This is a genomic window from Microcoleus sp. M2_D5 (assembly GCF_036701935.1).
Lineage (GTDB): Bacteria > Cyanobacteriota > Cyanobacteriia > Cyanobacteriales > Microcoleaceae > Microcoleus.
Genome location: NZ_JAUBRP010000108.1, coordinates 1 through 16406, shown reverse-complemented (window position 1 = coordinate 16406; position 16406 = coordinate 1). Strand labels below are relative to the sequence as shown.

Below are 16406 nucleotides of genomic sequence, written 5' to 3'. Positions count from 1 at the left end.
TCATCTTAAATGGAGCTAGAGGATATCGATCGCACTTGTTCTTTGCGGGCGATCGATTATTCAGCAAACCCTAATTAAATTGAGTGACTTAACATTGTCAGAATTGACATGATATGATCTTACTGGAAACCGCACAACCGCAATCAAATTAATTTTTAGTGAGGACGCTAGTCCTAATATTTTAAGGAGGACTTAAGTTCTCACAACAAATGTGAGAAGGATAATTTTTTGCGGGCATGATATAATGATACTTTAGATAGCGTGGCGCAGTGAGTTAACAAAGATGCAATAAGATTAAATACACTCAATGAACGCAACAAATAAAATAAAATTAAGGTACTAGAATTGTGGAAATTAATCAGCTAATGTTCCTATTGATTGATGTTGTGCTATTGGCGATCGCCCTGATCCTTCTAATTCCCGTTTCAGTTCTATTTCTAGAATGCAGTGCAGCTTTCTTGTCCGGCCAGGGCCAGACAGCGGAAACTAAAGCGCCCCGCCCCAAAGTAGCAGTTTTAATTCCTGCCTACAACGAAGCTGCAGGAATTGCCGCCACCATCTCCACCATATTGCCACAGCTAACACCTCAAGACCGCCTCTTAGTAATTGCTGACAACTGCACGGACGCTACAGCAGAAATCGCCCGTAACTGCGGTGCAAGTGCGATCGAGCGCCAAGACACACAACGCAAGGGCAAAGGATACGCACTGGATTTTGGCTTGCAGTCGATCGAATCCGACCCCCCAGAAGTAGTAATCATGGTTGACGCAGACTGCATCTGTGGGCCAGACTCTATAGAAAAATTAGCCCGGGTTGCAGTTGCCGAACAAAGACCAGTGCAAGCAACTTATCTCATGGAACAGCCACCAAATCCTACTCCCAAAGATTCCATTTCTGCTTTAGCATTTCTTGTGAAAAACTTAGTCCGTCCCAGCGGATTAAAACAGTTAGGATTCCCATCATTACTAACAGGTACTGGCATGGCTTTTCCCTGGTCGATAATTCGATCGGTTTCCCTAGCAAGCAGCAATATTGTTGAAGATATGCAGATGAGTTTGGATTTGGCGATCGCCGGACACCCAACAGTATTCTGCCCCGAAGCCAACGTCACCGGGTGTTTGCCACAGCAACAACAAGCAGCTAAAAGTCAAAGAACCAGGTGGGAACACGGTCACATACAGACATTGTTAACTCAAACTCCCCGGCTGACAGCAGCTTCAGTCGAACAAAAACGTTTTGACTTATTGGCGATCGCCCTCGACTTATCCGTCCCTCCCCTATCGCTTTTAGTCGCGATCTGGCTAGCTGCTTTTGCCACCTCTTTACTAGCAGCAATTTTGGGAACATCCTCAATTCCCGCCGTCTTGTTAGCAGTACAAGGGTTGCTGATTTTAGTTTCAATTGTCGGCGCTTGGGCAAAATTCGGGCGTGCCGATATTTCTGGCTCAACTCTCTTATCTGTACCTTTTTACATCCTTTGGAAAATCCCTTTGTATCTAGGTTTTCTCCTGAAGCGGCAAACTAAATGGGTGCGGACAGAACGCGATGTTTAATATTTAAATTCAGAAGTTTTAACCGCAGATATCAGCCGATAAACACAGATGAACGCAGATGAACGCAGAGATAATTGTATCTGCGTTCATCGGCGTTTATCGGCGGTTAAAAAAACATATATAAAAACTTACAAAAAGTTCACTGCTTCACGGGAATTTCAATCACAAACTCAGCCCCCTCACCGGCCGCGGAAAAGCACATTAGCTTCCCGCCGTGTTTCTCTACCACAATCTGATAACTGATACTCAACCCTAAACCGGTACCTTTGCCCACAGCTTTTGTAGTAAAGAAAGGGTCAAATATTCGCGATCGTACTTCCTCTGTCATCCCCCGACCATTATCAGCAATATAAATTCTCACCAAGTTTAGGTCGCATACCTCAGTCCGAATCTTAATCCTTCGCTCAAAAATTGGAGATAAAGGATTTTCTAGTTGGGCAGTTGTCTCCGGTCGCCCAACTCCTAACTCCACTGCATCAATTGCATTGCTCAAAATATTCATAAACACCTGATTTAACCCAGAAGCATAACAATTTACCTTCGGCAGTTGACCGTATTCTTTAACTACCTCAACCCCATGTCCTAGTGCATCCTTTTTCAACCTGTGCTGCAAAATTAGCAGAGTCGAATCAATCCCGGAGTGAACATCCACTGGTTTCATCTCGGCTTCATCCAGGCGTGAGAAATTCCGCAGCGACAGCACAATATTGCGAACGCGATCGACCCCAACCTGCATTGATTTTAGAATTTTAGGCAAATCTTCTTGAATAAAAGGCAGGTCAATATCTTCTGTTCTAGCAACAATCTCAGGATTAGCATTCGGGTAAGACTTCTGGTAAAGCTCAATCAATCCCAGCAGCTCCGAGCTATAATCGCTAGCATGGAGAACATTGCCATAAATGAAATTAATCGGATTATTAATTTCGTGAGCAACCCCCGCTACCAACTGTCCCAAAGAAGACATTTTTTCAGTCTGAATTAGTTGAGTCTGCGTCGAGCGTAATTGGGACAAAGTAACTTCTAATTGTGTCGCTTTTTCTCTCAATTGCCCCTCAGACAGTCGCAAAGCATCCTCCGCTAACTTGCGATCCGTAATGTCCTGTATCGTCCCAAATAACTTAATCACCTTACCGCCATCAAAAATAGCTTGCGCCTTAAGATAAATATATCTGACAGCTCCATCAGCGCGCAAAATTCTCATCTCATACTCGCAAGGATTTCCTAATAGACTAATCTGCTCTACTGCCTCTAACCACAACTTTAGGTCATCTGGATGAATTTGCTTCCTGTGTTCTAAAATAGTGGGTTCTGGTAGTTTAGGATCGAGGCCAAAAATTCGGAATACTTCCTCCGACCAAGTTAATTTATCCCCCTCCAAATCAAATTCCCAGTTGCCCAGGTGCGCCAGTTTTTGAGCTTCTTGCAGCTTAGCTTCTTTAGTCTTTAATTCCTGCGTGCGCTCTTGGACTCTCACCTCCAGCGTTCGGGAATAATCCTCCAACTGTTCCTTTGCCTCCGACAAATTAGCAACAAGTACCGCATTTTCTAGAGAGATGGCAGCCTGGGAAGAAAGAATTTTCAAAACTTCCAATCTAGTTGGAGAAAATGCTTCAGTAGCTAAATTATTTTCCAGATAAAGGAGAGCTACAAGTTTGCTTTGATTCACAATAGGAATACAAAGCGCAGATTTCACTTGGTGCCTTTTAATATAGGGATCGTCTGTAAATAGACCTTTTCTAGCAGCCTGACTTAAAACTACATCTAAGTGCGTTTTTTCAACATAATTAATCACGGTTATTGGCAAAACCTCTGCAGGAGATACTCTAGGGCATTCTTCAACTGCAACATCCGAAGACTCCACCGATGCCGCTGCTTGAATCAGCAATTTGCCTTCCTTGGGCATCAACAGAAAACCTTTTTGTGCCCCAGCATTCTCGATCGCCATTTTCATTAACTTTTCTAACAACTTGTCTAACACAATTTCACTAGCTAGCGCTTGAGATGCTTTAACAACAGTTGTCAAATCCAATAAACTGCTGTGACTGCTGCTCGTGCTATAATTAGTGCTAGTAGTAGTTCGATCGCCGCTGGCTCTTCCTGCCGATACAGGGGGTAAAGAAATCGGATATTCTGACTCCAAATGTTTGACCTTGGCGGTTGCTCCCCAGTGAATATAGCCGTAGTAAGCATCTATTAGATAACTCTGAGCCACTTTGTTTCGACCGCGAGCCAGATAAAATTCTGCCGCGCGTTCGTTGGCTAGCGCTTCTTCGTGGATGTATTCATTCTCCGAAGCTCCTTTCACCGCTCGATCGTAATACAGAGCAGCTTTTTCATATTGTCCCAATACTCGCGCTTTCTCTGCCTCTACCAAGTCATATTTATGCTGATAATTTCTCGGAGAGTTCACAGCCCAATGCTTCATTTTTTTCTGAAGCGAAGCAACTTTTTTTAAGTATTTTTTCGGTTCAAATTTTGAAGCTGTGGGATACAAAGCTAAAAGTGTTAGGGAATAGTAAAAATTGTGGAGGGGAACATACATCGTGCCCATCACAGCCTCAGAATAATTTGATGCCATAATGGCATTTTCAGCAGAAATTGCATAATCTTTAAATAGGTAATTTAGCCATAATTTAGACAAATGCACTACAAATATTACCAGATTATTTTGACCATCTCTTAATCCTGGCACCATATTTTCTTCATTAAAATTGTCGCCAGTCAATAGGCAAGGATTGGCTGTTTTACCTTGTAAGTTTAAGACAATTTGTGCTCCAACTCTAGCTTGATAAATCATAAATTCATTCTTATAATTTACCAACATTTGAATATAGTGACTCTGCTTAGTCTCCACCGACTCCAGAGGTTCCCCACTCAACAATATATAATTGCTGTAAAAACTAGCACAATAACAAGCATTGTTGACATCTCCAGCTTCCAGTCCACTCTGAATACCCTCAAGTAAACCGCTAAGACTTTCCCTTACGTGTTCAGACCAGTGACGGATAAAACCATTAAAAATTAGTGAAATTTGAGAGTTGTGTAAGTTTGTGTGGAATCGTTCTAAAAGTGCCTGAGCCATTTGACCGTATCGGTATCCAGAACTCATATCGCCTAAAACCCCACACTGGAGCGAAGCATAGTTTGAATACCCAACACTAGATAGTGGCGTATTCCCGTACTTAAGAGAAAGAGTAACAATTTTAAAAGCGATCGGTGGGAACATATCGGGTAATGCTATAAAAGCAGCCGGAACCATATTTGTTAAAATCCGTATAGCCGCAATTTTATTAGGGTCAGTCATTGGTGGCAGTTGTAATAAATCCTCAATCTGCTTATTTCTTAAAGCTAGTTTTGTGCGAAATAGCTCCATTAAAATATTGACTTTTTGTGGATTTTTAGGTATGTACACTCCCAGCATTTTCAAAGCTTCTAGAGCTATATCTATCGAAGCTTGAGCTTTATTTTGATTGAAGTAAAAAATAACTTTTAGCTCATAAACGGGGAGTTTATCTAGCAAAGTTTTAGCGCGCGACATAATAACATTTGATAGGTAAAATGAGCGCTCGAAATCGATATTTATATAGGAAGCTTCCAGTGCTTCGGAATGGATTTCCATAATTAAATCGTAGTGACTCTGCCAAGCCCCATCGGGTAGAAGTTCGAGACCTGCATTAAAATATTTTAGCGCTGCTTGATAGGCGGCACAAGCCTTAGCTTTCTTACCTGCTATGAGATTCAATTTAGCTAGTTCAATTCGCTGTTCCTGATTTATGATGAATTCCACCCCGATATTGAGTTGGTTGACAATATCAAAGATATTTTCTGCTATCTCCGATGCCGTAGGGGCGGTGCCCCCGTGCCCGCCGTGCAATAGCATGGAGCCGATTTTTAAGTGAGTTTGTTTTTTCTCGGAGTCAGGGATAAGAGAATAGGCGGCTTGCTGTACGCGATCGTGCAAAAACCTGTAATCAATTGAGCGTTGCATAATTGCGGGATGATTTTGATTGTTTTGTGGGATTGGCGTCCCGCCCCTCCGGTGTGTTTTCACGATTTCCTCATCAAGCATCGGAATTTTGTAAGCATCGCTCATTGGCAGAATTAAACCAGCTTCAAGTGCATCCCATAAATCTACCGCCGTTTCCGAGCCGGATTTTTCCCGAACAATTGCCAAATTTTCTAAATTAAAATGGTTGCCCATACAAGCAGCTAATTTTAATACTTGCTGCGTCTCCTCCGGCAGTTGTTGCAGATTCCGAGCAACTAATTCAACGACACTGTAATCTGCAATACCAGCGAGTTCAATTTCCGTGATGTCCCACTGCCATGCACCAATAGTGAAATCAAAAACTAAAAGTTGTTCTGAGTGAATAGTTGAAAGAAGTTGAGTTATAAAAAATGGATTTCCGCCAGTTTTATTAAAAATTAACTCAGTCAAAGAGTTTAAGTTTTCAGTTTGATTACCCAAAGTATCGCATACTAGCTCAGTGACGCTGCTCAAATCTAAACATGGGAGGATAATTTGATGCACAGCAGCACCAGTCTGTTGAATTTTTTCGACAGTTTGAACTAACGGATGAGTCGAATTCACTTCGTTATCTCGATAGGCTCCTATCAGTAAAAAATATCGGCTATCCTGGTCAGTAACTAATTCCTGAATCAATTTTAAGGAAGCTAAATCTGCCCACTGCAAATCATCCAAAAATAGAACTAATGGGTGTTCGGCTCGGGCAAACATATTTATGAATTCTTTGAACAATCGATTAAAGCGATTTTGAGATTCTGTCGGCCCCAATTGTGGAACAGAAGGCTGCGAACCAATGATTATTTCGACTGAAGGAACAACATCAATAATAATTGCACCGTTATTACCCAGCCGTGACAACAGCTTTTCTTTCCAAATTACCAAATCTTCTGAGCTTTTGGTGAATAACTGCTGCATCAATGACTCAAACGCTTGAGTTATTGCAGCATAAGGAATATCCCGCTTAAATTGGTCAAATTTGCCAGCAATAAAATAACCCCGCTGCCTGACAATTGGTCTGTGGATTTCACTGACAACTGAGGTTTTACCGATTCCTGAGTAACCGCTTACCAACACCATCTCTGTATTCCCAAAGCTGACTCGCTCGAATGATGCCATCAAATCAGCGACTTCTTGTGTGCGACCGTAGAGTTTTTTGGTAATCAAAAATTGACCAGATTTGTCAAGTGTCCCTGGAATGAAATTTTCAATTTTGCCAGTAGTTTGTAGCTGAGTTAGACAATTTTCCAGGTCTGCTTTTACTCCAAAGGCACTTTGATATCTGTCTTCGGCATTTTTAGCTAATAGTTTCATGACAAGGGATGAAATTATCTGCGGGACTTGATTGTTTAGTTGATGGGGAGGAACTGGCGTCACCGCAATGTGGCTGTGAATTAATTCTAGCGGGTCGGTTGAATTAAAGGGCAACTCTCCTGTCAGCATTTCATAAAAGGTGATGCCTAGAGAGTACAAGTCAGTTCGGTAGTCGAGGTCTCGGTTCATCCGACCAGTTTGCTCTGGGGATATATAGGCTAGAGTGCCTTCTAGCACCATAGTATTTCTATTTTGGTGGACTTCTCTCGATAGGCGCGTCGCCATGCTAAAGTCGGTGATTTTTACTTGTTCAAAATCTGGTGTAATGATAATATTTGCTGGTTTTATATCTTTATGAATAATTTGGTTGCGATGCACTTCTCCGAGAGTTTGAGCCACTTGAATAGCTAGTGGCAAAAACTTCTGAAGTTTAATGCTTTTACCTGCTTGATGGTGCTTGAGAGATTGACCGCCACAATCTTCTAAGATCAGAGCGAAACAGTTGTTATATTTTTCTAAGCTATGGGGTTTGACAATCCCTTCGAGTTTGAGATTCGAGCTAATTTTGTATTCATGTCTCAAACGGGTAATTTCTTCTATTGTGGGGTACTCGGTATTGAGTGTTTTAATAATGACTGAGGCTCTATCTGATTCCCTGACTGCGCGATAAATGATGGACTTCACACCAAGTTGAACAACTTCTGTGATTTTGTAACCGGGAAGTGTATTCATGGCTTTTATTCTCTGAGGAAATTTTTAGTAAACATTGCGCTTGATATCGAATCTCTGGCGAACTATACTTAAGTATTTTTTGTAAATTTGGTAACTGGGGATACGTTACAATCTAAGTAATTACTCAGGGATTTTTTAGATAGCGAGATGCCTAAACTTTGAAAGTGCCTGGACGGGCGGACAGCCAAACATCTGGTTTGAACTCCGACTTAATCATGTACGGTCTGACACCTCACGGAGTTGATTGCCATATTGTAACAAATTCTGTGATGCCGATCGCACACATGACAGACAAATTTTTATATACTCAAGGTTTTGCTCAACGTTTGAGTCCGCTAACCAACAACGAAGGGGATGACCGGGGGACGAAAACGCAGGTTTAGGCGATCGAGAACATAATCAAACGTGATCTCAAACACAACAATTATTGATTCAAATCACATTTATGTCGTGATTAAGTTACTAGCCTATAGATTCAGAATAAGGTGAATCACAATGGAAGAAATCCTAGAATTGATTGAAAAGAAGAAGCAAGAATTTGCTAAAGCAGAGCTATTTGAGTTTATGCGAGACAAAAGCATAGACCCAAGACAACGCCTAGCTTTCGCTCCCTGCATTGCTCACTTTGCAATGAGTTTTGGTGAATTGAACCAGTCTATTTTCCGAGAAGAACCAACCAACGATCCTCTTCAGGCAATGATCAACAATCATACTTACGAAGACGATCATCACTGGTTGTGGTTTTTGGCCGACATGGAAACACTGGGTATTAATAACAAATCCTTGAAGTTCAGCGATGCTTTGAATTTTGTCTGGAGCGAACAACTAAAAGCTTCACGGTTGGTAACATATCAAATTTTTCGATACGCTTTTGGAGCCAGTCCAATCACTAAGCTAGCAATCCTGGAAGTGGTAGAAGCATCGGGTAACGTGTTTTTGTCAGCGACAGCATCAATTGCCGAAGAACTCCGATCAATTACTAAAAAGGAGCTTATCTATTTTGGCTGTTTTCATTTGGATGTGGAAACAGGTCATACTACAGGGACGCCGGATGTTGAGCAATCGATCAAAAACATACCACTGACTATTGAGAGCCGTCAAGAGATTTTTGAGATAGTTGAAAATTTGTTTGAAATTTTCACGAAACAGATTGATCAACTTCTGGTTTATGCAAAAACCCATAGCTTTGACCAACCTTTTACCGAACCCCGCGAGATTTTGCAACCTTTAAAAGCTGCGTAGCTTACGAGATGTAAAATTTGGTACTTTTAGAACCAGATCGATCTTAGAATTAGACAAAATCTATTACGTACAAGGAGACCTATCATGTCACAACTTAACAGCAATTCTTCTACGCTCATGAATGAACTAGAACCGAATTTGATCCACACTTGGACTGAGAATTTGGATATCGCTCACACTTGGACTGAGAATCTGGATATTGCTCACACTTGGACTGAGAATCTGGATATCGCTCACACTTGGACTGAGAATCTGGATATTGCTCACACTTGGACTGAGAATCTGAATATCGCTCACACTTCTCCCATAGCTGAAGATGAGAAAGTAGTAGTGGGATAAAATCTGTTGCAAACTGAAAGGTTGCACCAATTTTAATTGGGGCTTTTTCGTGGGTGGGGGCGGGTTTACTTAACCTGTTTGTACCATTTAAAGCGGTTGGTGAACCCGCCCCTACAAGTTCTTGGGAATGGTGCAACATCTCAGATAAAACCTGTTGAAAATAACTATTCAGCCTCGCTCATTTGGAGGCTGAATAGTTAGACATTTTTCTCGTCAATGCCCAAAATTATCATCTACTATTTCTCTGTGATATGAGCCATTACGACGTTGTAATTGTGGGCGGCGGCCCCGCTGGGAGCACTGCTGGCACTCTGATCAAGAAATACAATCCCAATCTGAGCGTGCTAATCGTAGAGAAAGAAAAATTTCCTCGCGATCACGTTGGGGAAAGTCAATTGCCTCAAATTAGTGATGTGCTTCAAGAAATGGGATGTTGGGACAAAGTAGAAGCAGCCGACTTCCCAATTAAAATCGGTGCTACCTATCGCTGGGGAACAGATCCGCATCCTTGGGATTTTAATTTTATCAAGCCTGAGCAGTTTAAAGATGAGCGGCGTCCTGCTAAATTTGAGGGACAGAGAAGGCAAACTGCTTTCCAAGTCGATCGAGCAAAATACGACGAAATTTTGCTGCGTCACGCGGAAGAAATGGGATGCTTAGTAAGAGAAGAAACCCCCGTTGTTAAAGTAGATATGGAGGGCGATCGCATTACCGCCCTGCACCTGCGGCAAGAACAAATAACTGCCCGCTACTACATCGACGCCTCCGGCCACATCGGCGTGCTGCGGCGAGTTTTAGGAATTGAAACACACTGCCCGACGCGGTTGCAAAATATCGCTATCTGGGACTACTGGACAAACGCTGAATGGGCTGATGAAATTGGCGTTGGTGGCACCCGCGTACAGGTAATGAGTTTGAGTCACGGGTGGATTTGGTTTATTCCCTTGGGCCCCACTCGCACCAGTATCGGCTTTATTTGCCCTGCGGAACATTACAAGCAGATGAAACAGCGGCCAGAGGATATATACTCTCAAGCACTCAAAAGCGAACCCCGCATCAGCAAGTTAATCGCTAATGCTACCAGTACCGGAAAGATTGAAACTACAAAAGATTGGTCGTTTTTAGCTGATAGAACAGTAGGAGAAAACTGGTTTTTGGTTGGAGAAGCTGCAGGTTTTGCCGACCCAATTTTAGCTGCTGGCATGACTTTAGCTCACACTGGTGCCCGTGAAGTGGCTTACACAATTTTGGAACTAGAGCAGCAGAAGCACGAGGCTAACTGGCTGAAAACTCAATACGATGGGAATCAACGACGCCGAGTGCAACAGCATATTCGGTTCGCCGATTACTGGTACGCTGCTAACGGTCAGTTCACTGATTTACAAGAGCATTCTAGGGAAATCGCGCGGGATTCTGGGTTGAATTTAAGCCCGGAAAAAGCTTTTCAGTGGTTGGCTCAAGGCGGATTCACGAATGATATTTTGGGTCAAGCTGCGATTGCTGGATTTGATTTGGGTTCTATGAAACAGGTGATGCAGCGCTTCTCGCAGCAGGAGGTTCCGTGGCTACTTTCGGCATACAATGTGTTTCAGTTAGATTTATTGGATGCGGAAGTCGAGTTTGTAGCTGTTTATGATGCTGGTCAAATTAGCAAGATCAAGTGTTATGTGAAGAACGGTCAGCGCTTGCCTGTTACAGGTTTATATGGTTTGCTGATTGACATTTTGGGCCGCACTCAGTACATTGAACAAATTTATCGGCAGTTGGTACTGGTGTTTAAGGAACGTTTTTCTTTGCAGCACGCACGAGTAGCTCTTCATCAAGCCCTTGGTTGTTTGGAGGTGATGGTGAGTTCTGGTATTGTCAAGGCGATATTAAACCCGGAGTTGTCTAAGTTGAATATTTCCATACCTATGGAAGGTGAGTTAATTCACACTCACAGGGATGTGAATTAAGGCGCTACCAGAAAGCTGAACCCCAAACCATCTCAAATCTTAAAAAAGAAAAAGTCTGAAGCTGGAAAATTCCAACTTCAGACTTTTACTAACTCCCCGGGTAGGATTTGAACCTACGACCAATCGGTTACACTTATCCCAACGTTTCCGAAGGGGGCGGACTATTTCATCATCCCTACAAATCACGTGTGCGATTTGTCGTCGGATGTCGGGCGCTATGAGATTTATTGGTGAGGCTCCTCATCTCTAGTCTCTGCACCTTTCCGGCTACTTGCGATCGCAACCGCTGCCTTTCGCCAGACTTGGCTCAAGATTGCCGCCACCCGAAGTGCTGCGGTTTCCTTGAATTCACCCGATTTTTCAGTATCCGTTACCGGATAGAGCTGCTATGTCACTAGGGCTTTTGGTTGATACCAAAGGCTTGCATTCATTACAGCCGACCGCTCTGCCACTGAGCTACCGAGGATTGGGGGTTTTTGTTACCCACATTTACTAACAATAGCTGAACTTCCTCGATTTGGCAAGGCCTTTGAGAAACTTTTTTTTTGTCAGACAGGGAGCGGGTTTCAGCAGCTAATGCAGCCCCATTCTCAACTTGGCGAGGCGCTGCTGGGATTCGGGATCGAGGGAACTGGCGAGAAAGCGACTGGAATTTTGTTTGCGGGATTTGTGCCGGCGCTCGCTGCGGCGGGCGGTGGATTCTACGTCAGCCGCTAGTTGTTCGGCGGACATCCATTCGGCACCGTAGCCGACTACGGTCAATTGCTGCGCTCGGTCTGAGGTGGCGACAATCATGCGGCCTTTGCCTTTGACCGATCGCAACTCGTAGCGCAAACTAGCACAAGATTTTTCAATATAAGTATCTGCTGTCTGACCGAAGTCAGTGTAGTGCACTGATAAATTTTTAGTAATAATTTCTTTAACGCCGGGAGTATCTCGATAGTGGGCGTCAAACACCAGCCTGGCCTCAAAATCTTGAACGGCGCTGTAGTTAACTAAAACCTCAATCAACTCGCGGCGAGCTGTTTCGAGTTCGTCGCGATCGCGCTTCTCTCGGAGTCGAGGCCAAAGTCCAATTATGTTATAGCCGTCTACAAGTAAAACTGCTTGCGATACGTAGGGTGACATGGTTCAAGGCTGAATAGCTCCAGCACGTATAGGACATTATTTGCATTGTTTATCAAAGCTTTTGTTGCATTTTATTACAAATTGATGTGTTATTGCTAGCTTCGATCGCAATAATTAAACCCCCCAAAGCCAGCTTTACCTGGGTTTTGGGGGGTTAGATTTGCTCCATCAAACAATCGAGCGAGTTGCGGGATTATTCTGCAGATTCCAGCGATACAGGCGATGGCTTACGCCCCGCTTCGCTACGTACAACTGTCGGCAGGGATATTTTCTCAACAGCAGGAGTACAACCCAGCCACTGCACCGACAACTGGGCAAACTGCTGCGGGGGGCCGCTCACGCAAAAACGAGTCGGCAGCGCAGTACCAGCATTCCGCAGCCCCAAAAGCTCCAATTCTCTGGCTGCTGCAGCCACCACCCGTACCGCAGGATCGATCGAAGTCACCCCAGCAGGCAAAAGCGATCGCAGCACCGGAGCCAACAGCGGATAATGAGTGCAGCCGTAAATCAGCGTATCGATGCGCTGCTGAATCAAAGGAGCCAAATATTCGCGAGCCACCTCACAAGTATAAGGATCGTGAATCCGGTTTTGCTCCACCAGCGGCACAAAAGCCGGACAGCTAACCTGCCACACCAGGCAAGAATCGTCCATCTCCAAAATCGCATTTCGATAAGCATTGCTAGCAGCAGTAGCAGGAGTTGCGATGACTCCGATCCGCTTGCCTTGCTGCACCGCAGCCTGCGCCCCCGGCAGAATTACTCCCAGCACCGGGATATCAAACTCAGCCTGCACCATCTCCATCGCCAAAGCAGAACTGGTGTTGCAGGCCATAATGACCATTTTCACATCCTGTTCCACCAACCAGGCCATAATTTCGCGGACAAACTCCACAATTTCTGACGGCGTGCGAGTGCCGTAAGGCAGCCTCGCCGTATCTCCAAAATAAAGTATCGATTCGTTGGGCAATTGTTGGTACAACTGGGTCAAAACAGTCAAACCGCCCACGCCGCTGTCAAAAATACCGATTCTTTGTTGTCCAGAGTCTGTTGTCATTTGTCAATAGTTAGTTGTCAGTTGGCAGTTGGCAGTTGTTAGTTGGCAGTTGGCAGTTGGCATTAGTCAACAGTTAACCGTCAACCGTCAACCGTCAACCGTCAACAGCCCATTATCTTTGTTGAAGATAAAGCAAAATGCCGCGAGCGATCGAAGCCGCCATTTGACTGCGGTAAGCTGGGTCAGAAAGCCTAGCAGCATCTTCAGCACCCGTCACAAAACCTACCTCCAGCAAAACAGAAGGCATAGAAGTCTTCCTCAAAACATAAAATCGCGCCTGCCGCACTCGGCGGTCATTCGCCCCCGTCCCCTCCAAAATACTGGCGTGAATCACCCTGGCCAAATCTTGGCCGTTATTGAAATAATAAGTCTCAATCCCATTGATATCCGGCCGACTCATATTAATCGCATTAGCGTGAATGCTGACAAACAAAGTAGCATTCACCCGTTCCGCCAAAGAAACTCTGGGATCCAGGTCGATTTCCCTGTCGTCAGTCCGAGTCATCACCGCCTGCACCCCTTGCTGTTCCAGCAGCCTCGCCACCTGAAGCGAGATATCCAAAACAATCTCCTTTTCCAGAATGCCCTGAATCCCGACTGCCCCCGGATCGCGGCCACCGTGACCGGGATCGATTACTATTACGGCGCGGCGGTTAGAAGCTTGGGGCAAATCATCGGTTCCGAAAGTCCTTCTCGGCAAAGGCTGCAAATTGGGAGTGCGAGTCAAAGGCTGCGCGCTAGCATTCGACGATCGCAACTGCAAAGACAGCAACTGCGGACTCGGCCTCGTCACCCTGCCTACCTCTACCCCCGATCGCGGCTGCACCCAAATCACCACAGTCTCCGCATCTTCTTGGCTGGCACTAAACGATACAGGACTGTTGGCATCGAGCTGAGGAATTTCCCCCGCCAGGGAACTAGAGGCGATCCTGATCCAGTAAGCTCTCGACCCCTGAGCCCACCCGCTGCTATAGGAGACTTGGCGGTCAGTTCTCACCACCAGTTGGGTGCCGTTACTGGCTAAATCAATTGACTGAACTCTCGCTAAATTTCCTTGAGCTTGTCTAGCCGGAGGGTCTACAGTCAGGCGGCGGGGAACCGAGGGCTGTCGTACTACACTTCCAGGCAATAGCACAACCCCGCCCAAATTGCTCACAGACGCCCGCCACTGAGTATTAGGACTCTTCATCCGCAAAGTCACGCGGGTAACGGGCGGGTCTGTTGGCAGTTGTCGGACTTCTATCTTGTCAACCCCGTGCCTGCCGTTAGTTTGAGGCTGTTGGCTGCTTAGGCCCGGATCTAAACTAGCTCCTTCAATATCGAGGGTGGCGATGTCCCCGGCCCGACTTTGTTGAAAATTAATTTGGGGGCGACCGCCCGCTGTTCGGACTAAAAAACCGTCCGCCGTCACCTGAACGTTCTGAACTACAGTCGCCTGGGCCGACTCGGCTTGGGATGCTGAAGGTTCAACCGATAACCTTTCTCCCCCTGGCTCTGAAATCGGATTTTGAGTTTCTGCCCGCACCGGCGTTGGCAAATCCACTGTCCATTCGCTCGAAGAAATACCCCGGAATTTTACTTGCTGAGGGTCTATGGTAAACCCGTCTCTGATCTCGACGACAATTCTGGTCGTATCGTTGTCAAACTGCCCTACCCGCACCGATTCGATCGCTCCTGAGAGCGGTCTGCTGACCGAGGGACGACCCAGACTCGTTCCCGGCAAGTCGATTACCAACCGCATCGGGTTGAAGATCAGTTGAGCCTTGGGTTGTACTCCCCCGTCTGTTGTAATGTAAAGCCGGTTCTCTGAAGCATCAAACCGCCAAGATTGCAGTCTAGCTGCTTCGGCGGCTCCGGCGAGCAAAAATACACTTAAGAAACTCGGTAGTAGCCAGTGGAATTTCACGACAGTTTTTTCCTCGTTTGCGTTACTGCCAAAAGCTGGAAGGGCGCTGCTTGCCCTCAGAGGCTTTCAGCAGTTAGCCGCCAGCAGACCGGGGGCACGGGGGCCGTCAGTTGTTGGCTAAATTGACTTTTTTATGCGTTAACAGGCTCCAAAATGCCAGATACCGGCATTTTTGAACTTTCCCGTATAATTGGGGGCGATCGGTTATAAGCAGACTGAAAGATTGTTGGCACAAGGGAAGGTATTTATTTTTAGGAGCAAGAAACAAGGTGTTTCTTGAAGCTAGAAGGTACAAGTTAGAATGTAGAATTTTACCGTTGTTCCAGGGAGGGGTTTCATAGCTCTTTAATGTTGGCGAAGCTCGTTACGGCAAGGGTTATAATCCGCTTTACACTTGCGTTTTGTTCTAACTTTTCCTAAACTACCTCAATAACTTAACAACTTACCTTGCGAACAATCCGGATTTTCAAGATTTAGGTAACTTTTCAATACCGACAAATGTTAGTCCCAGATAAACTGATATATTCTTTGGGAAAAGCTTTTTTGCTAACACATTGACAGTTAAATACAAATACATATCGCCCCTGCTCTCTTTTTTTCTGAATTTTTTAATCAGGGATTTTCGGTGCTGCTTGAAACTTAGTGGGGCGATCGCGATCGCGCCCGCCAATTTAACACTATGATAGCTAGTCCATGTTTTCAGCAGTAACGGGAGAGTTTTGTGTGTTACTTGGGCCGGCAATGCTTTGTACTTTAGACTCTTTTTGAGTGTTCGATAGACACCCAGAGCATTGGTTAGTTGACCTGAGAAAAAGTTTTGACCGTAGATATAGTAGTTATCGCAGTTGTAAAGTTTGTTGGACAGCAAAGACAATCGATCGGCTTCTGGGTAAAACCTGTGATTTGGTTTAATGACTTGCCTTTCGACTAACTGCATAACTTGGATCTGTACTACCAGTTAGAGAAGATACACTATCTTGGTGATTGTGTCAATCTCTGAGCTTCTCAAAGAAGCAACCATCAATAACAGTAGATACATGACATCACAGAAAGACGGAGACTTACTTTGCTCCATGAGTCGTCCACCTAAAATGCGACAAGGGGGCGGACGCTATAACCGAGGCGGATATATCGAGCTCCGCGAGTACCGCCAACGGAT

10 protein-coding genes are annotated in these 16406 nt (G+C 44.9%); 5 read left to right on the top strand and 5 right to left on the bottom strand.

From position 1 onward, the window contains the following. Window positions 1-365: 365 nt before the first annotated feature. A complete protein-coding gene (locus QUA50_RS27490) occupies window positions 366-1553 on the top strand; it encodes a glycosyltransferase family 2 protein (RefSeq protein WP_333268365.1) in 1188 nt (395 codons plus the stop codon). Between the two features lie 139 nt (window positions 1554-1692). On the opposite strand, the gene QUA50_RS27485 is transcribed toward QUA50_RS27490, so the two are convergent. Next, window positions 1693-7623, bottom strand: coding sequence for an AAA family ATPase (locus QUA50_RS27485; RefSeq protein ID WP_333268367.1), 5931 nt, complete (start codon window positions 7621-7623; stop codon window positions 1693-1695). A gap of 164 nt (window positions 7624-7787) precedes the next feature. Between QUA50_RS27485 and QUA50_RS27480 the strand changes: the two genes are divergently transcribed. The 4 genes from QUA50_RS27480 (at window position 7788) to QUA50_RS27465 (ending at window position 11159) form a co-directional block, all read left to right on the top strand. Then, the gene (locus QUA50_RS27480) at window positions 7788-8006 is read left to right on the top strand and encodes a hypothetical protein (protein ID WP_333268369.1); all 219 of its coding nucleotides are present in this window, start codon (window positions 7788-7790) and stop codon (window positions 8004-8006) included. Between the two features lie 112 nt (window positions 8007-8118). Then, window positions 8119-8865 (top strand): hypothetical protein, encoded by a 747-nt coding sequence (locus QUA50_RS27475; RefSeq protein ID WP_333268371.1) that lies wholly within the window; start codon window positions 8119-8121, stop codon window positions 8863-8865. A gap of 84 nt (window positions 8866-8949) precedes the next feature. After that, window positions 8950-9204: a hypothetical protein gene (locus QUA50_RS27470; protein ID WP_333268373.1), complete on the top strand. Its 255-nt coding sequence runs from the start codon at window positions 8950-8952 to the stop codon at window positions 9202-9204. 251 nt (window positions 9205-9455) lie between these two features. Beyond that, window positions 9456-11159: an NAD(P)/FAD-dependent oxidoreductase gene (locus QUA50_RS27465; RefSeq protein WP_333268374.1), complete on the top strand. Its 1704-nt coding sequence runs from the start codon at window positions 9456-9458 to the stop codon at window positions 11157-11159. 573 nt (window positions 11160-11732) lie between these two features. Here the strand turns inward: QUA50_RS27465 and QUA50_RS27460 are convergent. The 4 genes from QUA50_RS27460 to QUA50_RS27445 form a co-directional block, all read right to left on the bottom strand. Next, entirely contained in the window at window positions 11733-12287 is a 555-nt protein-coding gene (locus tag QUA50_RS27460) for an NYN domain-containing protein (protein WP_006635267.1), read from the bottom strand. A gap of 193 nt (window positions 12288-12480) precedes the next feature. Next, entirely contained in the window at window positions 12481-13341 is an 861-nt protein-coding gene (gene murI, locus QUA50_RS27455) for a glutamate racemase (RefSeq protein ID WP_333268376.1), read from the bottom strand. A gap of 112 nt (window positions 13342-13453) precedes the next feature. After that, window positions 13454-15247, bottom strand: a complete 1794-nt coding sequence (locus QUA50_RS27450) for an N-acetylmuramoyl-L-alanine amidase (RefSeq protein WP_333268378.1) — start codon at window positions 15245-15247, stop codon at window positions 13454-13456. Window positions 15248-15713: 466 nt separating this feature from the next. After that, window positions 15714-16184, bottom strand: a complete 471-nt coding sequence (locus QUA50_RS27445) for a hypothetical protein (RefSeq protein ID WP_333268380.1) — start codon at window positions 16182-16184, stop codon at window positions 15714-15716. Window positions 16185-16406: the final 222 nt, after the last annotated feature.